Origin of the sequence: Agrococcus sp. UYP10, from assembly GCF_040547205.1 — a bacterium.
GTDB lineage: Bacteria > Actinomycetota > Actinomycetes > Actinomycetales > Microbacteriaceae > Agrococcus > Agrococcus jenensis.
Genome location: NZ_JBEPPG010000001.1, coordinates 778,196 through 797,637 on the forward strand (window position 1 = coordinate 778,196; position 19,442 = coordinate 797,637).

The window sequence follows — 19,442 nt, forward strand, 5'->3', positions numbered from 1 at the left end:
CGTGCTCCTTCAGTGAGGCGTCGGTGTCGTGTGCGGGGACAGGTGCAGCAGGTGGTCGCCAGCGTCGTCGAAGCCGAAGTGGACGGCGTTCGCGACGCGGCGCCAGTCGTCCCTCGCGTGATGCAGGACGTACGCCGCGCGCTCCGGATCGTGGGCCACCCGGCGGTTCGCCACGAGCGCCCGCAGCGTCACCCGCGCGACGCTCGCGATGACGACGAGCCGCACCTCCTCCTCGGTCAGCGGGAGCACCGCACGGTAGCCGTCGAGCAGCGCACGAGCCTGCGTCCACGGATGCTGGGGCGATGGGAGGAGGTGGTTGCCCAGCAGCACGGCCGGGTCGAAGATCACCGGCGTCCGCATGGTGTCGCCGAAGTCGAGCACGCCCGTGATGTAGGCGTCGGACGCAGGGTCCACGACGGCGTTGTACGGGCTGAAGTCACCATGGATGACCTGCGTGCGCGCGTCTGCGAGCGCCGGCGCCACCTGCTCCCGGTACCGGTCGAACACGGCGAGCGCGAGCGCGCGACGGCGCTCGTCCGGCTCGAGGTCGACGAGCGGTTCGAGCGCGGAGAACCGCGCGAGATCCCAGACGAACGCGCGCGTCTCGCCGGGGTGCGAGAAGCCGCGCATGGCGACGTCGACACGACCGAGCATCGCGCCCGTGGCGCGCAGCTGCGCCGGCGTCGGCACGGCGTCCGCGAGCAGCGTCCCCGGGATGAACTCGTGCACCCGCAGCACGCCGGATGCGCGGCCCCGATGGTCGATGAACGGACGCCAGCGCAGCCCATCGCGTGCCTGGAGCACCGTCTGGACCGGGATGCCCGGGTCCTGCTGCTCGATCCACGCGATCGCATCGACCTGGCAGCGCACGACGTCGATCGGCTCGTCGGGCTGCGACACCTTCACGAGCAGCTCGCGCTCGCCCTGCAGGCGGAAGGTGGCGTCCTTCTCGGTGTCGAGCCGCGTCAGCACGCCGTCGACGCCGTACTCCTCCCGGAGCACGGATCGCAGCCGGTCCTCGTCCACGCGGTGCGGCTCGCCGAGCAGACCGCTCTCGCGGAAGAGCTCCTCGACGGCATGCTGGCGAGCCTGAGCGCTCGGGTCCGCATCCACGTCGACTCCTCCAATGGCCGTTCAGAATGTCTACAAACTGACACTAGCGTTTCGTCTCAGCGTGAGTCAATATGGGGCCACGCAACAGTCGCCCCGAAAGGCCAGGCATGACCCTCGAACTCCCCCGTCCGAAGTTCATCTCCTTCGATGTCTACGGCACGCTCATCCACTTCCAGATGCGCGAGGCCGTGACGCCGCTGCTGGCAGATCGCATCACCGGCGATGACCTCGAGGTGTTCCTCCGGAGGTTCCGCACCTACCGCTACGACGAGATCCTCGAGTACCGCCCCTACGACGTGGTGCTCGATCGCGCCTTCCGCCGGGCCTGCGAGGAGTCGGGCATCGAGGCCCGAGACACCGACGTCGGGACCATCCTCGACGCCGTGCTCACCTGGGGCCCGCACGCCGACGTGCCCGCGGCGCTCCGCACCATGGCCGACCACTTCCCGCTCGTCGCCCTGTCGAACGCGGACAAGCGGCACCTCGACGCCAGCATCCCGAAGCTCGGAGCACCATTCCGCCGGGTCATCTCCGCCGAGGAGGCGGGCGCCTACAAGCCGCGCGTCCGCGCGTTCCACTACATGCTCGAAACGCTCGACGCGGAGCCGGCGGACTTCCTCCACATCGCCGCCCACCAGATCTACGACCACATCCCCATGCACGACCTCGGCTTCACCAACAAGGTCTACCTCGATCGCGGCTACGAGCCGGACCTCCCCCAGTACGGCGCTGTCCGCGTCACCTCGCTCGACGAGGTCAATCGGGCGCTCGGCATCGCCTAACCGCCCTGGGCGCACCGGCTCCGATGCGACCCCACCCCTGCAGCACCCACGAGAGGCAATCACCATGATCAGGAAGCAGAGCCGCCGCGTCACGGCTGCCCTCGCACTGTCCGTCGGCAGCGCACTGCTGCTGAGCGCCTGCGCCTCCGGCGACGCGCCCGGCGCCAGCGGCGACGGCAGCAGCGGCGGCGACGAGCGCATCCAGCTCGCCATGATGATCCCACCGACGGCGGGCTTCAGCCCGTACGGCGACGACGGCGCGAAGCTGCTGCGCTTCAGTGCGGTCGAGACGCTCGTCCGTCTCAACGAGGAGCTCGGCATCGATCCTCTGCTCGCGATCGAGTGGGAGCGCGTCGATGACCTGACCTGGACATTCCAGCTGCGCGACGGCGTCACCTTCCATGACGGGAGCGAGCTGACACCCGAAGCGGTGCAGAACAGCATCGAGCACGCGATCGGCGCGACGCCCACCCCGCGCGCGTTGAACGGAATCGCGCTGAGCGTCGAGGTGACAGGTGAGGACGAGATCACGCTGACCACGGACGTCCCCGATCCGCTCCTGACGAACCGCCTCACGAGCCCGCAGCTCGCCATCCTCGCTGAATCGGCGTACGCGGAAGACGGCACCGTCGACGCTGTCGGCACCGGCACCGGGCCCTTCGAGCTCACCGATGTCAACGGCACCGCGACCGCCACACTGGATCGCTACGACGAGTACTGGGGTGACGTCGCGCTCGCGGCGGGCATCGACGCCTCCTTCGTGCCGGACGGCGCCGCCCGCGCCGGCGCGCTGCGCGCCGGCACCGCAGACCTCGCCGAGACGGTGCCGGTCTCGCAGGTCGGCCTGCTGGACCCATCGATGGTCAACGAGATCGCCCAGCCTCGAACGACGTTCATGACCTTGAACTCGGAGTCCGGCCCGTTCGCGGACCCCGCCGTACGCGCCGCGGCGCGCGCAGCGATCGACCCCCAGGTGCTCGTCGACTCGGTCTACGAGGGTCGCGCTGACGTCGCGACCGGCCTGCTCGGGCCCGCCATCTCGTGGGCAGCCGAGATGCGCGGCGACGTCGAGTCCGCGACGGAGCCAGCGGAGATCGACGGTGTCGAGATCCTCATCGCGACGACGACGGATCGCGCCGAGAACCCCGAGATCGCGGTGCAGCTGGAAGCGCAGCTCGAGGAAGCAGGGTTCGTGGTGACGCAGGACGTCCGAGAGTACGCGTCCATGGAGACGGAGATGCTCGACGGCGCCTTCGACGCCGTCATTTACTCGCGCGGCACCCTGCTCGACACGGGTGACCCGCTCTTCTTCATGCTGCAGGACTTCACCTGCGACGGCGGGTACAACATCGCCCAGATGTGCGACCCCGGCGTGGACCGAGTCGTCGGCGACGGCATGCAGCTCGACGTGGGCGAGGAGCGCCGTCAGGCGACGATGGACGCGGAGGCCGCGATCCTGCAGGCGAACGGCGCGGTCCCGCTCGTGCACCCGCTCGTGGTGCAGGGCGAGAGCGGCCGGATGGTCGACTTCGCGCGCGACCCTCTCGAGCGACGACTCGTCACCGAGTACACCCGCCCGGCCGAGTAGCACCCGGCGGGTGGGGCGCCGCTCTCGTCGCCCCACCCGCTCCTCCCGACCACCGCCTCTGAGAGGGACCCACCCGATGAAGATGCACTCCTACTGGCTCGATACCGCGACACCCAGCGGCGACTACACCGCCGCTCCGCTGCCGAAGCGGGTCGACCTGCTGGTCGTCGGCGCCGGCTTCACCGGGCTCTCGACCGCGCTGCATGCAGCACGGTCGGGCATGTCCGTCGCGGTCGTGGAAGCGCGCACCGTGCTGTGGGGGGCATCCGGTCGCAACGGCGGCATGGCCACCAACGGCCTCGGCACGGGCTTCCGGACGGCGATCGCCCGCTACGGGGAGCAGCGCGCGAAGCAGTACATCGACGCCTACGGCGATGCGGTCGACCTCGTGGAGCAGCTCGTGCGCGAGCACGACCTCGACGTCGACTTCGAGCGCAAGGGCAAGATCATCCTCGCCGCCAAGGAGTCGCACGTGCCTGGCCTGCGGCTCACGCACGACGCGCTGCGGCGCATCGCGGGTCACCGAGCGACCTTCCTCGAGCGCGATCGGCTCCGGGAGGAGATCGGCAGCGACGCGTTCCACGCGGCAGTCGTGGAGGAGGATTCGGCGGCGCTGCACGTGGGCAAGTTCGGCCACGCGCTCGCGCGACTCGCCGTCGAGGCCGGCGCGACCATCCACGAGCATGCTGAGGTCACCGGATTGAACCGCATCGGGCGCGGGACCGTCCACGACGTCGTCACCGCTCGCGGCACCGTGCGCGCGCAGCGCGTCGTCGTCGGCACGAGCGGCTACACGGGAAAGCCCTTCGGGTGGCTCCAGCGTCGCGTCGTGCCGGTCGGCAGCTTCGTCACGGTGACCGAGCCCCTGCCCGCCGACGTGGCGCACGAGCTGCTGCCGAAGGGCCGCACGGCGTCGAACACCATGAACCTGCTCCACTACTTCCGACTGACGCCCGACGACCGCCTGCTGTTCGGCGGTCGGGCTCGCTTCGCGCTCTCCGATCCCGCGTCCGACCGGAAGAGCGGCGACATCCTGGTGGCGGCGCGCAACGAGGTGTTCCCGCAGCTGCGGGACGTGCGCACCGACTACATGTGGGGCGGGCTCGTGGACATCTCGATGGACCGGATGGTGCACGCCGGCGAGCGCCGCGGCCTCTTCTACTCGATGGCGTACTCGGGGCACGGCGTGCAGATGGCGACCTACATGGGCCGCGTCATGGCCGAGGTCGTCGCCGGCAAGGGCGACGCCAACCCCTGGCGGCACCTGAAGAACCCTGCGGTGCCCGGCCTGCTCGGTGACCCACGGCTGCACCTCTGGGCGGGCGGCACCTGGTACGGGCTGCAGGACCGGAAGGGATGATGCGTCGCATGGATCCTCGCCGAACCGCTCCGGGCGCGGTACCGCTCGACCTCAGCTCTACGACCCCCGCCCTCGATGAAGGAGAGACACCATGACGTTCGACGTCAAGCCGAAGTTCGTGACGTTCGACATGAACGGCACCTTGATCCGGTTCCAGATCAACGACGCCATCCGCCAGGTCCTCGGGGAGCGCCTGCCGGCCGAGCTCGCGGACGACTACCTGCGAGCCGCCAAGGCGTACAGGATCGACGAGTGCACGGGCGCGTACCAGCCCTTCCATCGCGTGGTCGCGCGCTCGATGGAGCGCGCGGCGCGCCGCATGGGCCTCGCGCACGACGACGCGGACGCGCGCGCCGTCTACGACCTCATCCCGACGTGGCAGCCCTACCCGGGCGTGACGGCCGCGCTCAATCGCCTCGCCGAGGCTGTGCCGCTCGTCATCATCACCAACAGCGATGATGCGTACGCCGGGCGACTGATGGACAACCTGCGGGCACCGTTCGAGGTGCTCATCACGGCGGAGGAGATGGGCATCTACAAGCCGCGGCTGGGCGCCTTCGAGTACATGCTCGACAGGCTCGACGTCGGGCGCGACGAGATCGTCCACGTCTCCGCGAGCCCCATGTACGACCTGCGGTCCGCGGCGATGATGGGCATCGAGCACAAGGTGTACGTCGACCGGGGATTCGAGGAGGACGAGCACTGGCTCGGCTACGAGCGCATCACCGACATCGCCGACCTGCCCGTGCTCTTCGGGCTTCCGCGACCGACCGCGTGAACGGCCGCCGTCCACGGGCGCGGCTGCGCCTGTGGACGGCGGATCGCCGCGCGGCTGCTCGTCGCGGTGCGGCCTACGCGGCGGTGTAGCCGCCGTCGATCGGCAGGACGGCGCCGGTGATGTACGAGGATGCGGGCGAGCCGAGGAAATAGATGGCGTCGGCGACCTCCTCCGGCCGCGCGAGCCGGCGCATGGGGATGGTGGCGGCGCGCTGCGCGCGGTACGCCTCCGGGTCGTCCCTGCGCTGGAACGAGGCCTCGATGGCCGGCGTCTCCGTCAGCCCAGGAGCGGCGACGTTGACGCGGATGTTCCGCGCCGCGAGCTCGATCGCCGCGCCCTTGCCAAGCATGATGAGCCCGCCCTTCGCCGCGGTGTAGAGGACCTGACCGGGGATGCCGACGATGCCGAGCCGGGAGCTCACGAGCACGATCTGTCCGCCGCCATCGCGCATCGCGGGCACCGCGTGCTTGAGCACCGCGAACACGCTCAGCACGTTCGCGTCGAGCAGTTGGGACGCGCGGTCGAGCGTCATCTCGGTGAGCGCGCCGTCGCCCTGCATGCCGTGGCACGCGACCACCGTGTCGAGCGGACCGAGCTCAGCGACAGCTTCGGCGACGAGCCGCTCGACGAAGGCCTCGTCACCCAGGTCGCCGGAGAGGTACCGCTCGCCGTCGCGCATCGTCGCAGGTGCCTGCGACCGCCGGCCCGTGAGGTACACGCGGGAACCGCCGGCGCGGAACCGCTCCGCCACCGCCTCACCGATGCCGCTCGAGGCGCCGGTGATGAGCACGTTCGCGGGCGTCGCGTCGGCCGCGCTCACCCGCGCGCCTCGCAGACCATCTGCACCTCGACGGCGCTGTTGCGGGGCAGCGCCGCGACACCGATCGCGGTGCGCGCGTGCCGGCCGTGCTCGCCGAGCACCTGCACGAGCAGCTCGCTGCCTGCATCCGCGACGCGTGACTGCTCGGCGAAGCCGGGTGCGCTCGACACGAAGACGAGCATCTGCACGATGCGGACGCGCTCGACCCCTCCGAGCGCATCCGCGGCGACCGCCAGCGCGTTGAGCGTCGCCTGCGCCATGAGCGCTCGGGCATCCTCGACCGCGACCGTGTCGCCGACGACGCCCGCGAGCGGCAGCACGCCGTCGCGGTACGGCAGCTGCCCCGAGACGTAGACGCTGCCGTCTCGCGAGCTTCGCCAGTTGATGTACTTGGGGTCGTCCTTCACGACGGGGAGTACGAGGCCGAGCGCCTCGAGAGCCGCGGCGGGGTTGGTGTCGGTGTCCTCGAGCGTGTGGACGCCCGTCTGGTCGTTCATCGTTCGTGCCTCCATGATCAGTTCAGCTGTCCTTGCGCGTCGACCGCCCAGCGGCCGAGCAGCTCGCCCAAGCGGTTCGAGATGATCAGCTCCTCGAAGCTGTTCACGACCGGGCACACGTGATGCGGCACGACGGCGATCCGATCTCCCACCGCGGGGCGGGCGCCGCGCTCGGGGAGCTGCACGAAGCCGTGATACTCGTTGAGCTTCGACAGGTAGCCGTCATAGTCGGGCACCTGGCCGTAGCCTCGATCGGGGTTGCCCTCGCGAGCGAGCGCCTTCGTGCCGGCATCGATGACGACGTGGGGATGTCCCTGGTCGCTCACCACCGTGGTGGCGACGAAGAGCCCGATCTGGTCGGGCGAGCAGTCGCCCAGCCGAGCGTTGTCGTAGTCGTTGAACACGTACTCCCCGGGACGCAGCTCGGTGATGACCGGATCGGTGCTGAACTCGACGGTGGGCGTCGATCCCGCGCTCACCACGCGCGCCTCGATCCCGTGCTCCGCGAGCGATCCGACCGCCCGCCGAAGAGCCCCCGCCTGGTCCTCCGCAGCCGCCGCTCTCGCCCCGATCGTGCCGCCGTGGCCGGGGTAGGTGAAGACGCCGAGCGGTCGGAGTCCGCGGTCGCGCGCGTGCGCCGCCAGCGCACCGGCGCGCTCGGGCAGCACGCCGGACCGCGTCGCGCCGCAGTCGATCTCGACGACGACGCCGAGGAGGCCGGCGAGATTCCCCATGGCGTCTGCCAACCGGTCGATCGCCGCGATGCTCTCGACGCCGACGCTGAGCGACGTCTCCTGCGCGAGGCGCAGGAGACGATCCGCCTTGGCACCGGTGGCCCAGAGCGGGTAGGCGATGAAGATGTCGTCGCAACCGGCGTCGGCGAAGACCTCCGCCTCGCTGAGATTGCCTGCGGTGAGCCCGATGGCACCCGCCGCGAGCTGCAGCCTGCCGATCTCGACACTCTTGTGCGTCTTGACATGCGGCCGCAGGACCTTGCCGTGCGCGACGGCGAAGGCCTGCATCCGGTGGATGTTCTCCTCGACGACGTCGATGAGCACGACCGGCGCCGGTGTGCTCACCTGGTCGCCGAGCGCCGTCACGAGGTGCTGGAAGCTCGGCATGTCCTCGACCTCTCCCATCAGCCCAGCAGGCTCACGATGACGTTCTTCGGCTCGCTCATCTCGAGCACGGCGCTCGCGACGCCCTCGCGGCCGACGCCCGAGCGCTTCGAGCCGCCGAAGGGCATCGAGTCGATGCGGAAGTCGCTCGTCTCGTTCACGAGCACGCTGCCGACATGCAGCCGCTCCGCGGCGTGCATCGCGGTCGCCATCGACGCGGTGAAGATGCCGGCCTGCAGCCCGAAGTCGGTGTCGTCGACGCGGGCGAGCGCGTCGTCGAGGTCGCGGTATGCGACGATCGAGACGACCGGGCCGAACACCTCGTCGCGCAGCACCTTCGCGTCATCGGCGACGTCGAGCAGCACCGTCGGGTCGTAGAAGGCGCCGCGGCGCCCGCCGCCGATCGCGAGCGTCGCCCCCTCGGCGACCGCCTCGTCGACCCAGCCCTCGATGCGACGTGCCTCGCGCTCCGAGATGAGCGGGCCGACGTCGGTCGCGCTGTCGCGCTTCGACCCGACGACGAGCTTCGAGGTGCCGTCGACCACGAGGTCGACGAGCTCGCGGTAGCGGCTCTCGTGCACGTACACGCGCTGCACCGAGAGGCAGTTCTGGCCGGCGACGCCGAAGGCGCCGTCGACGATGCCCGCCGCGGCGGCGGCGACGTCGCCGTCCTCGCACACCACGACCGCGTTGTTGCCGCCGAGCTCCATGAGGATCTTGCGCGCGCCGGCCGCCCGCACGAGCGCGTCGCCCGTGACCGGCCCGCCGGTGAACGAGACGGCGGCCACGCGCGGGTCGCTGACGAGCGCGGTGCCCGCGTCGCGCTCCGAGACGAGCACGGCCATCCGGCCCTTCGGCACGCCCGCGCGCAGCAGGATGTCGAGCAGCGCGAGCGCCGACAGCGGCGTCGTCTTCGCCGGCTTCAGCACCACGGCGTTGCCGGCGATGAGCGCCGGCCCCACCTTGTGCGCGACGAGGTTCATCGGGTCGTTGAAGGGCGTGATGGCCGCGATCACGCCGAGCGGCGCCCTGCGGTTCCACCCGAAGCGCCCGGCGCCGCGCGGGGTGTCGGCGAGCGCGAGCGTCTCGCCCTCGAGCAGGTGGCCGGAGGCCGCCGAGAGGCGGATGGTCTCCGCCGTGCGCGCCGCCTCTCGCGTCGCCTCGGTGATGGTCTTGCTGCTCTCGGCCGAGATGATGCGCGCGAGCCGCGTCGACTCCTGCCGGATGAGGGCCGCGGCGCGCTCGAGCGCCTCGCGCCGCTCCCACAGCTCCCAGGCATCGTCGCGGAGGCTGCGCTGCACGCCGGCGATCGCGCGCTCCATCGTCGCGGTGTCGCCGACGTGCACGCGAGCGATGAGCGCGTCGTCCTCGGGATCGGTGACGGCCAGCGATAGGTCGTCCGTGATCCACTCGCCGTCGACATACCCCCCGCCCGGGATCGCCAGCGCATCGAGCCCCGCACCCCTGTCCATCACGCTGATCGCCTCATCGACGTTGCCTGCACCCATCGTTCGCATCCTCCTCGACGCTTCCTCTCAGCTCAGCTGAACTTGTCCTGCAGGCCGTAGTAGGCGCCTCCTGCGCGGAGGTGCAGCCACGGCTCTCCGAAGTACCCGGGGATCCAGGGGTTCTTGAGGTCGCGCCAGATGTTGGCCTCGGGATTGCCCGAGATGACGTCGACCATGACCTTGCCCATGTAGTTCGCCATCTGCACGCCGTGGCCCGAGTAGTTCAGGGAGTAGTGGATGCCCTTGTGCTCGCCCGCGTGCACCATCTGGTCCATCGAGATGTCGACGAGGCCGCCCCACATGTAGTCGATCCGCGCGTCGCGCGTCTGCGGGAAGATGTGGTGCATCGCCTTCTGCAGGATCTCGCCGCTCTTGCGGTCCTGCGACGGGTCGGAGAGCGCGAAGCGCGCGCGGCCGCCGAAGAGCAGACGGTTGTCGGGCGTGATCCGGAAGTAGTAGATGAAGTTCTTGCTGTCGGACGCCATGCGGCGGTTGGGCAGCAGCTCGTCGACGACCGCCTGGGGCAGCGGCTCGGTGACCACGATGAAGCTGCCGACGGGGATAACGCGGCGCTGCTGCCAGCCGAAGGGCTTGCCCGTGTAGCCGCTCGTGCCGAGCACGACGTTGCCGGCGCGCACGGTGCCGCGCGAGGTCTTGAGGTCGTGGATGGTCGTGTCGCCGATCCGCTCGACGTCGACGACCTCCGCCCGCTCGTGGATCGTGGCGCCGGCGTCGACGGCCAGGCCGGCGAGCGCGTGGCCGAACTTGCCCACGTGCATGCCCGCGCCGAGCGGGTCGACGAGCGCGCCGTGGTAGACGTCGGAGCCGATCTCGCTGCGGATGTTGGCGCGGTCGACGAGCTCGACGGGCTGACCGACGAGCCGCTCGAGGTCCGCGGCGGTGTGCCGCATGCCCTCGAAGTGCGAGGCCTTCCAGGCCAGCGTCATCTTGCCCGAGCGCTCGTAGTCGACGTCGAGGTCGTGGTCCTTCACGAGGTTCTCGATCAGGTCGATCGCCTTGTTGTACTCCTGGAAGTACCCGACGGCGCGCCGCTCGCCGTAGCGCTTGAACGCGCTGCGGAAGCCGATGGCGAGGCCGGTGGTGGCCATGCCGCCGTTGCGGCCCGACGCGCCCCAGTTGACGGTGTTCGCCTCGAGCAGCGCGACGGACTTGCCCGCCTTCGCCGCGTGGTATGCCGTCGAGAGCCCTGTGAAGCCGCCGCCGACGACCGCGACGTCCACCTCCTTGGGGATCGGGGTGCTGCTGTAGTCAGCGCTCGGCGTCGAGGTGTCGAGCCAGTAGGAGTGCATCTTCACGGGGGTCTCCGTCGTTTCTCTTGGTGCGTGGGTGCGGCGCTCGAGTGCGGCGCTGGGGACCGGGCGGGGCGCGGTGCGCCCCGCCCGGTCATGCTGGCTACTCGGCGGGTCGCGTGAACTCGGTGATGAGGCGACGCTCGAGCGGGTCGCGCGCGATGTCGACCCACGTGCCGGCCTCGCCCTGGACGACGCGGTCGTGCGCGATCGGCACTGCGGCCCCGAGCTGCATGATCGCGGCCTCGATGTCCATCGTCGCCTGCTGGCGGTCGTCACCGACCGGCAGCGGCTGGCCGTCCGCGACCAGCTGGTCGACGGTGGGGTCGCAGAGCCGGGTGATGTTGAAGCCGCCCTCGCAGGTGAAGTCCGCGGCCTCGAACGAGAGCGGGTCTCCCGTGTCGAGCAGCACGTTGCGGGAGATGATCGCGGAGTCGAAGCCACCGGAGAGCAGCTCCTCCTCCATGTTGATGTACTCGCGCACGTCCTGCGTCACCACGAAGCCGGCAGCCTCGAGCTGCTCCTCGAGCCGCACCGCGATCTCGGGCAGCTCGGCCCGGTCGGTGTAGGCGGCGAGGACGATCTCCACGCCCTCGACGTCGGCGGGCTCGGCGGTCGGCTCGACGTCGCCGCGGAGGTCCGCTGCCCAGGGGATCGCCGGGCCGATGAGACCCTCGGCGACGTCGGCGCGACCCTCGTAGACGGTGTCGACGATGACCTGCGGGTCGATCGCGGCGTAAGCCGCAGCCCGGAGGGCGGGGTCGGTGAACGGTCCGCTCTCGGTGTTGAGCGCGAGATAGGTGGTGCGCGACTGCTGCACCTCGAACGCCGTCGTCTCGTCGAGCAGGCTGGCCTGCGAGACGGGGATCGTCTCGGCGACGTCGGCCTCGCCGGAGCGGAGCGCTGCCGCGCGGGCTGCACCGTCGGGCACGAAGGACACGTCGATGCCGGCGGCCTGCGCCGTCTCGCCCCAGTAGTCCTCGTAGCGGTCGAGCGTCGCGGTGGTCGTCCCGCTGAGTTCGGTGAGCTCGAACGGCCCGGTTCCGGTGCCGACCGGAGTGACGCTGCCGTCGTCGCCGTACGCCGCGTCGGAGAGGATCGAGAGCTGCGCGCTCGCGAGCCGGTTGACGAGCAGCGGGTCGGGGACGTCGGTCGTGATGGTCACCTCGAAGTCGCCCGTCGCGGCAGCGTCGATCACGACGCCCCGGAGCACGCGGGGCAGCGGGTCGGCTGCGGCAGCCTGATCGAGGCTGTTCTCGACCGCGGCCGCGTCGAGCGCGGCGCCGTCGTGGAAGGTGACGCCCTCCCGGATCGTGAACACCCACGTCAGGTCATCGGTCTGCTCCCACTCGGTGGCGAGCAGCGGCTCGATCTCGAGCTCCTCGTTGAGCCGCACGAGCGACTCCGCGGTGCTCCAGCGGCTGAGCTTCGTGGCGTCGTCGCTGAACGGGCTGAGCGCGGTCTGGGGCGGCTGCAGCATCGCCAGCCGGATGCGCTGGTCGCTGCCCTCCCCGCCGGTGCCGCCGCTGCTGGCCGGGTCCGCACCGCCGCCGGCGCAGCCGGCCAGGAGGAGTCCCGCCGACGCCGTGAGGGCGGCGGCAGTCGCGACCCTGCGCCTCAGTGTCTTGCTCATGTTGGTGGTCCTTTTCATTGCCATGCGGAGGTCGTGCCGGGTTACGCGATGCCGAGGGCGCGGTTGACCTCGTCGAGCGAGGTCATGCGCACCGCGCCGTAGGCGGGGAGGTCGGGGTCGTAGCCACGGTCGAGGAACACCTTGTTGGTGAAGCCGAGCTTGGCCATGGGGATGTGGTCGTAGAGCTGGTGCGACGAGATGTGCAGGAACTCGTCGGGCGTCGCGTCGAGCTGCTTGAGCATGTGGTCGAAGGCCTGCACGCGCGGCTTGTAGGCGCCGGTCTGCTCCGCGGTGATGACCGCGTGGAACGGGGCGCCGAGGCGGGGGATGAAGGTGTTGAGGTGCCGGTCGTCGGCGTTCGACAGCGCGACGAGCGGGAAGTGCTCTGCCATCTTCGCGAGCGGCTCCGGCACGTCGGGGTGGGCGCCCCACGCGAGCACGTCGCGCTGGATCGCGGCGACATCCTCATCGCGCGCCTCGATGCCGTAGCGCTCGCAGATGCGGCGGAAGGAGCGCTCGAGCACCTCGTCGTAGGGGCGGTACTCGAGGATCTCGTCGTAGCGGATGAAGCTGAAGTCGGCGAAGAAGGGCTCGAGCTGGTCTGCCGCCAGGCGGTCCTTCACGATCGGCTCGACGGTCTTGCGCATCTCGAAGTAGATGAGCGTGCCGATGACGTCGAACGAGATGTACTTCGGACGAGGGAGTTCGATGGACATGTGCGCCTTTCGGTGGTGGTGCGGGACTATCGCGTGACCGACGTGACGTCGGTGGTGGGTGGGGTGCTGTGCGTCGGCAGGGCCGTCGGGATGAGGCCCGTGCGCTGGTCGGTGATGTTGCGCAGCGGCTTCCTGCGGCGGCTCACCTTCGCCTTGCCACCGCGGAGATCGATGCTGAGGCTCGAGAGCGAGACGGCGAAGATCGAGAGCAGCATCAGCGCGCCGGCGGGCACGAGCACGACGAGCGGTGCGCGCTCAACGTAGGGCAGGCCCTCCGCGAGCACGAGGCCCCAGTCGGACGCCGGCGGCTGCGGACCGAGGCCGAGGAAGCCGAGGGCGGCGAGCGCGAGCGCGATGCCGGGCAGGCGCAGGCACGCGTGGCGGAAGACGGGGCCGACCACGCTCGGCAGCACGTAGCGCAGCAGCATCCGCACCGGGCCGACGCCGAGCACCGGCGCGATCTTCACGTGCGGCTGCGCCTTCACCTCGGCGACGAGCGCCGCCGTGTGCGCTGCGAGCGGCGCCCAGCTCACGAGCGTGACGGCGATGGCGGCACCGAACGACGACGGCCCCAGGACGGCGGCGACGATGAGGCCGGCGAGGATCGGCGGCGCTGCGTTGGTGACCTCGATCGGCCCGGCACCGAGGTTGGGGAAGAGGCCGATGAGCAGGCCGAGCACGAGGCAGACCGCCGCCACCACCGCGCCGACGCCGATGGTCGAGAGCGCGCCGTGGGAGATGCGGGCGAGCACGTCGCGGCCGCTGGCGTCCGCACCGAGCGGGAGCTCCCAGCTCGGCGGCTGCAGCCGCGTGAAGTCCAGCGCGAACGGGTCCCGCGGGAGCCCGGCGAGGATGACGACGAGCAGGAGCGCGAGCATGGCTGCCGGCAGCAGGAGGGCCCACTTCGAGCTGGGTGTCTTGGGCACGGCGGCCGGCAGGGAGTTGGAGCGGAGCGCTGGGCCCAGCAGCAGCCGACGCACGAGCGTGGCACCGATGCCGAGCGCGACGGCGAGGAGCATGAGCAGGATGACGCCGCCCTGCAGCATCGGCAGGTCCTGCGACTGCGCTGCGGCGAGCGTCGCCCGGCCGATGCCGGGGATCGCGTACACCTGCTCGATGACGACCGCGCCGGCGGTGATGCCGACGAGGATGAGCGACATCGGGGCGGTGACGCCGGGGAGCGTGCGACGGATCACAGCCAGGATGATGCGCGCCTTCGAGAACCCGGCGACCTGCCAGGTCGCGACCCAGCGCTCGCTGAAGGTGCTCGCGAGCGCGTCGGAGAGCAGGCGCCCGAGGAAGCCGCCAGCCGGCAGGCCCATCGACAGCGCGGGGAGCACGATGTAGTTGATGCCGCGCCATCCGAAGGGCGGGAACCACCCGAGCCAGACGGCGAAGACGACGAGCAGCACCGAGGCGAGCAGGAACTCCGGCAGCGCGGTGAAGGCTGCCGCGAGACCGCCGCCCGTGCGGTCGGAGCGGCCGGCCAGGCCGCGTCGGAAGGTCCGGATGGTGAGCAGCGCAGCGAGGACGACGCCGACGACCAGCGCCGCGAGCATCAGGGTGAGCGAGTTGCCGAGCGCTTCGAGCATCACCGGCATGACCGGCTCCTTGGACGTCCAGGAGACGCCGAAGTCGCCCTGCACCGCGTTGCCGACCCACGCGAAGAAGGCGCCGAGGGGGCCCGCCTCGAGTCCGAGCTCGCTTCGGATGGACTCCAGGGCCTCCGGCGTCATCTCGCCCTCGGCGTAGCGGGTGCGGAAGACCGATGCGGCGATGTCGCGGCCGGAGAGCAGCGGGAGGATGCCGAGCAGGAAGATGACGGCGATGATCGTGCCGATGCGGGACAGCGTCGAGATCAGCGCGGCCTTCGAGCCGCTCGAGAGCACGGTCCGGCGCTGCGCGCCCCGCAGGGCGGGCACGGCCTGGGTCGAGAGTGCCATTCGCGTGCCTTCCTTAGGCGATCTGCAGGTCAGCGGGCATGACGTGGAGCGTGGGGATGGCGTCGAGCAGCTCCTTGGTGCGCTCGTGCCTCGGATCCGTGAGCACCTGGCGCGTCGAGCGGTCCTCGACGATCTCGCCGCCGTGCATCACCACGGTCCGCTCGCAGAGGCTCGCCACCATCGAGAGGTCGTGCGAGACGACGACGATGCCGGTGCCCCGCTCCTCGGAGACCTTGCGCAGCAGCGCGACGATCGCCTCGCGCATCGGCAGGTCGAGGCCGCTGACGGGCTCGTCGGCGAGCAGGAAGTCGGGGCGCGTCGCGATCGCCCGGGCGATGGCGAGGCGCTGCGCCTGCCCGCCCGAGAGCTCGTTCGCGCGGCGGTGCATGAACGTCTCGTCGAGGCCGACGGAGTCGAGCGCCTCGCGCACCATCTCGTCGTGGTCGCCGTCGACGCCGAGGCGCACGAGCGGCTCGCGCACGAGCTTGGCGACGGTCATGAGCGGGTCGAGGGTGCTCGCAGGGTCCTGGGGCACGTACTGCACCTTGCGGCGGTACCACTTGAGCTTGCGCACCTCGGCCGGGAAGACCTCCTTGCCCTCGCACGTGACCGCACCGGTGTCGGTGGTGTCGAGCGCGAGCATGAGACGGAGGAGCGTCGTCTTGCCGGAGCCGGAGACGCCGACGATGCCGACGCGCTCGCCCGCCGCGATGGTGAGGGTGGTCGGGTGCAGCGCCGTCTTCATCTCGCGCTTGCCGAACAGGCCCTTGCGGGGCATGGCGTAGGCCCGACTGACCTCGCCGATGTCATAGAACATCGCGCGGGTCGGCGCCGGCGCGGCGTCCTCGGCGCGGAGGTCTGCGAGCTCTTGGCGGAACCGCTCGACGTACGGGTCGACGGTCGCGGCGCGGGCGGCGCGGATGAGCTCGCGCGTGTAGGGGTTCTTGGGGGCGGCGAAGATCGAGTGCACCTGGCCCGCCTCGACGACATCGCCGTCCTTCATGACGACGGAGTCGCTGCACAGCTCGGAGGCGACCGCGAAGTCGTGCGTGATGAAGAGGAGCGCCGGCGTGTGCTGCCCGGCGGTGTACTTCTTCAGCACGTCGAGCACGCGCTTCTGCGTCACGACGTCGAGGGCGGTGGTCGGCTCGTCCGCCACCATGAGCCGCGTGTTGCACGCGAGGGCGAGGGCGATGCAGATGCGCTGGCGCTGCCCGCCCGAGAGCTCTGCCGAGAAGCGGTCGATGATCGTCTCGGGGTCGGGCAGGCCGACCGACTCTGCGAGCTCGACGGCCGCCTGCAGCGCGTCCTCGCGGGAGAGCCCGCGGTGGCGGCGGAGCGGCTCGATGATCTGCTCGCGGATGCGCACGAGCGGGTTGAGCGCGACCGCGGAGTCCTGGAAGACCATCGCGACGCGCGCCTCCTCGGGGCGCTTCGAGGCCGGCACGCCGAGCACCTCGACGCCGTTGACCTTGATGCTGCCCGAGGTCACCGCGTTGGAGGGGAGGCGGCCGAGCACGGCGCTCGCCGTGAGCGACTTGCCGGAGCCCGACTCGCCCAGCAGGCAGACGCGCTGGCCGACGCGCACCGAGAACGAGGTCCCGTTCACGATCGTGCGGCCGCCGATCGAGATCCGCAGATCTGTCACTTCGAGACTGTGCATGCTCACCCCGTCCAGAGAATCGGTGCCTGCTCCGTTGCTGGCCTACGGGTGACGCTAGACCTCCTAGCGGCAGATTGTCAACAATCCAATCATCTCGTTACCGGTCCGAAACATGGCCGTCACGCGCGGCGCCGGCGCAGCTCTGCGATGACGGCGGCGCCCACCTCGACGGTGGAGAGCGAGCCGCCCAGGTCAGGCGTGACCTCGCCGCGCTCGAGCACGGCGCTGAAGGCCTCCTCGAGACCGGTGGCGATCGCGTCGTGCCCGAGGTGGCGCAGCATCATCGCGCCGGCCCAGATCTGCCCGATCGGGTTCGCAATGCCGCGTCCCGCGATGTCGGGCGCCGAGCCGTGCACCGGCTCGAACATCGAGGGGTGCTCGCGCTCGGGGTTGAGGTTGGCGCTCGGCGCGATGCCGATCGAGCCGACCGCGCCCGCGACGAGGTCGGACAGGATGTCGCCGAACAGGTTCGAGGCGACGATCACGTCGATGCTCTGCGGCGACCGCACGGCGCGCGCGGCGAGCGCGTCGATGAGCACCGACTCGAGCTGGATGCCGTCGGCCTGCGCGACGACCTCGGCCACGACCTCGTCCCAGAAGGGCATGGTGTGGATGATGCCGTTCGACTTCGTGGCCGAGACAAGTCGCCCGGAGCGCGCCTGCGCGACCTCGACGGCGAACCGCGTGATGCGCTCGATGCCGTGCCGCGTGAAGATCGACTGCTGGTGCGCGGCCTCGAACGGCGTGCCCTGGTAGCTGCGGCCGCCGACGGCGGAGTACTCCCCCTCGACGTTCTCGCGCACGATCACGACGTCGATCTCGGGGTCGCCGGCGAGCGAGGAGCGCACGCCGGAGAACGAGCGCACCGGGCGCAGGTTGACGTACTGGTCGAACTCGCGGCGGATCGGGATGAGCATCCCCCAGAGCGTCTCGACGTCGGACACGTCAGGATGGCCGACCGCGCCGAGGAAGATCGCGTCGGTCGCGGCCATCGTGGCGATCGCATCCGTCGGCATCATGCGGCCGTGCTCGCGGTAGTAGTCGCTCCCCCACGGCTGCTCACGCCATTCGAGGCGCACGTCGTGCCCCTCGACCGCGGCCTCGAGCACCTCCATCGCGACAGGCATGACCTCCAGGCCGATCCCGTCCCCAGCCAGCACCGTGATCACGTGGGCGTTCATGTCGTCCTCCTCGTCGAGCTGCTGATGCAGACTGTCAACAATCTACACAACCGCTCGCTCGCAGTCACTGGTGCGAGGCGGAGAGCTCCGGGTGCATCTCGCCCAGCGACGGCGTGCGCCACGCGTGCGCGGCGACGCCGAGCGCGAGCGCGGCGAACGCCGCGAGGAGCAGCGAGGTCGGACCGAAGCCGATGAGCGTCGCCCCCCAACCGGCGGCCGGGTAGCTGATGAGCCACCAGCCGTGCGAGAGCGAGAACTGCGCGGCGAAGACGTCGGGCAGGTCGTCGTCCGGGACGGCGTCGCGCAGCACCCGCCCCATCGGGGCGAGCACGGCGGAGAAGCCGACGCCCGCGAGGAACCAGATCGCCCAGAGCCACGGCAGCGCGTCCTGCCCCGAGGCGAGCGCGAGCACGGGCCACACGAAGGCCATCGACACGACCATGAGCGCCAGGCCCGCCATCATGTACGGACGCACGCCGAGGCGGGCGATCATGGTTGGCATCAGGACGGCGGAGGTGATGGAGCCGACGCCGTACACGGCGAGCAGCGCGGCCGCCTGGACCTCGTCGCCATCGAGCTCGCCGAGCACCAGCGGCAGCGTGAGCACCATCGCGATCGCGCCGACCGAGGCGAGCGCGAGGTGCAGCGTCAGCACGGCGCGCAACCTCGGGACGCGCAGCATGAGCCGGGTGCCGTGCGCGATCTCGCGTCGCACGCTGCGCACGCCGCGCACGGGCGCCGACGCCTTCGGCAACGCCGCCGAGAGGATGAGCAGGGCCGACGCCAGGAACCCAACGCCGGTGCCGAAGAAGAGCGCCGACGACGACGCCACCACCACCACGACGCTCGCGATCGACGGAGAGACGAGCGCTTCGATGTCGTAGGCCAGCCTGCTGAGGGCGAGCGCGCCGGTGTACTGGCGCTCGTCGCTCACGACGGCGGGGATCGTGGCCTGGAACGTGGGGGTGAACAGCGCCGACGCCGACTGCAGCACGAAGATCAGCAGGTAGGCGGTGACCACGTCGCCCACGAACGGCAGCGCGAGCGCCACGCCGACGCGGGCGAGGTCGGTGAGCACGAGCAGCCGCTTCGTGCCGACGCGTCGCGCGACGAGGGGCGCGAGGGGTCCGAGCAGCAGGAACGTGAGCATCTTGATCCCGAGCAGCGTGCCGAGGACGCCGGCCGCGCCACCGCCGGTCGTGTCGAAGACCAGGAAGCCGATCGCGATCGTCGAGAGGCCGGTGCCGAGGAGCGCGACGACGTGCGCTGCGAAGAGGCGGCGGAACACGCGGTGGCGGAGAGCGAGGAACATGGCTTCATTCTTTGCGTAGATGCGCAATAACGCAAGGGCGGATGCAGAAGTGCCGTGCAGGCAGTGCACGCGGACGTGTTCGTGATCGCCGCGAGCGCGGCCGGCTGGCAGACTGCAGCG

16 protein-coding genes are annotated in these 19,442 nt (G+C 70.7%); 4 read left to right on the top strand and 12 right to left on the bottom strand.

The genetic code is table 11. From position 1 onward, the window contains the following. Positions 1–9: 9 nt before the first annotated feature. Positions 10–1,113 (bottom strand): phosphotransferase, encoded by a 1,104-nt coding sequence (locus tag ABIB37_RS03855; protein ID WP_354256916.1) that lies wholly within the window; start codon positions 1,111–1,113, stop codon positions 10–12. 107 nt (positions 1,114–1,220) lie between these two features. Between ABIB37_RS03855 and ABIB37_RS03860 the strand changes: the two genes are divergently transcribed. From ABIB37_RS03860 to ABIB37_RS03875, 4 genes are all read left to right on the top strand, one after another. Further along, positions 1,221–1,895 carry a haloacid dehalogenase type II gene (locus ABIB37_RS03860; protein ID WP_354256919.1) on the top strand — a complete coding sequence of 225 codons (675 nt, stop codon included), beginning with the start codon at positions 1,221–1,223 and terminating at the stop codon, positions 1,893–1,895. 64 nt (positions 1,896–1,959) lie between these two features. After that, complete coding sequence (locus ABIB37_RS03865; RefSeq protein WP_354256922.1) at positions 1,960–3,483, top strand: ABC transporter substrate-binding protein; 1,524 nt, start codon at positions 1,960–1,962, stop codon at positions 3,481–3,483. A 76-nt stretch (positions 3,484–3,559) separates the two neighbouring features. Continuing rightward, positions 3,560–4,843 (top strand): NAD(P)/FAD-dependent oxidoreductase, encoded by a 1,284-nt coding sequence (locus ABIB37_RS03870; protein WP_354256925.1) that lies wholly within the window; start codon positions 3,560–3,562, stop codon positions 4,841–4,843. 91 nt (positions 4,844–4,934) lie between these two features. Continuing rightward, positions 4,935–5,621 carry a haloacid dehalogenase type II gene (locus ABIB37_RS03875; protein ID WP_354256928.1) on the top strand — a complete coding sequence of 229 codons (687 nt, stop codon included), beginning with the start codon at positions 4,935–4,937 and terminating at the stop codon, positions 5,619–5,621. A gap of 73 nt (positions 5,622–5,694) precedes the next feature. Here ABIB37_RS03875 and ABIB37_RS03880 read toward each other — a convergent pair whose 3' ends face one another. The 11 genes from ABIB37_RS03880 to ABIB37_RS03930 all read right to left on the bottom strand — a co-directional run bounded on the left by ABIB37_RS03880 (position 5,695) and on the right by ABIB37_RS03930 (position 19,322). After that, positions 5,695–6,441: an SDR family NAD(P)-dependent oxidoreductase gene (locus tag ABIB37_RS03880; protein ID WP_354256931.1), complete on the bottom strand. Its 747-nt coding sequence runs from the start codon at positions 6,439–6,441 to the stop codon at positions 5,695–5,697. Further along, the gene (locus ABIB37_RS03885; protein ID WP_354256933.1) at positions 6,438–6,938 is read right to left on the bottom strand and encodes a RidA family protein; all 501 of its coding nucleotides are present in this window, start codon (positions 6,936–6,938) and stop codon (positions 6,438–6,440) included. Before ABIB37_RS03885 ends, ABIB37_RS03880 begins: the two co-directional genes overlap by 4 nt. A gap of 17 nt (positions 6,939–6,955) precedes the next feature. Further along, a complete protein-coding gene (locus ABIB37_RS03890; protein ID WP_354256936.1) occupies positions 6,956–8,077 on the bottom strand; it encodes an alanine racemase in 1,122 nt (373 codons plus the stop codon). Next, positions 8,077–9,564, bottom strand: coding sequence for an aldehyde dehydrogenase family protein (locus tag ABIB37_RS03895; protein WP_354256938.1), 1,488 nt, complete (start codon positions 9,562–9,564; stop codon positions 8,077–8,079). Before ABIB37_RS03895 ends, ABIB37_RS03890 begins: the two co-directional genes overlap by 1 nt. 32 nt (positions 9,565–9,596) lie before the next feature. Continuing rightward, complete coding sequence (locus tag ABIB37_RS03900) at positions 9,597–10,874, bottom strand: NAD(P)/FAD-dependent oxidoreductase (protein WP_354261524.1); 1,278 nt, start codon at positions 10,872–10,874, stop codon at positions 9,597–9,599. Positions 10,875–10,977: 103 nt separating this feature from the next. Beyond that, positions 10,978–12,507 (bottom strand): ABC transporter substrate-binding protein, encoded by a 1,530-nt coding sequence (locus tag ABIB37_RS03905; protein WP_354256941.1) that lies wholly within the window; start codon positions 12,505–12,507, stop codon positions 10,978–10,980. 41 nt (positions 12,508–12,548) lie between these two features. Then, on the bottom strand, positions 12,549–13,223 hold the full coding sequence (locus tag ABIB37_RS03910; protein WP_354256944.1) for an HAD-IA family hydrolase: 675 nt from the start codon (positions 13,221–13,223) through the stop codon (positions 12,549–12,551). 26 nt (positions 13,224–13,249) lie between these two features. Then, positions 13,250–15,166 carry an ABC transporter permease subunit gene (locus ABIB37_RS03915; RefSeq protein WP_354256947.1) on the bottom strand — a complete coding sequence of 639 codons (1,917 nt, stop codon included), beginning with the start codon at positions 15,164–15,166 and terminating at the stop codon, positions 13,250–13,252. A gap of 13 nt (positions 15,167–15,179) precedes the next feature. After that, positions 15,180–16,814 carry an ATP-binding cassette domain-containing protein gene (locus ABIB37_RS03920; RefSeq protein ID WP_354256950.1) on the bottom strand — a complete coding sequence of 545 codons (1,635 nt, stop codon included), beginning with the start codon at positions 16,812–16,814 and terminating at the stop codon, positions 15,180–15,182. 134 nt (positions 16,815–16,948) lie between these two features. Next, positions 16,949–18,010 (bottom strand): isocitrate/isopropylmalate dehydrogenase family protein, encoded by a 1,062-nt coding sequence (locus ABIB37_RS03925; protein ID WP_354256952.1) that lies wholly within the window; start codon positions 18,008–18,010, stop codon positions 16,949–16,951. Between the two features lie 64 nt (positions 18,011–18,074). Next, positions 18,075–19,322: an MFS transporter gene (locus ABIB37_RS03930; protein ID WP_354256954.1), complete on the bottom strand. Its 1,248-nt coding sequence runs from the start codon at positions 19,320–19,322 to the stop codon at positions 18,075–18,077. Positions 19,323–19,442: the final 120 nt, after the last annotated feature.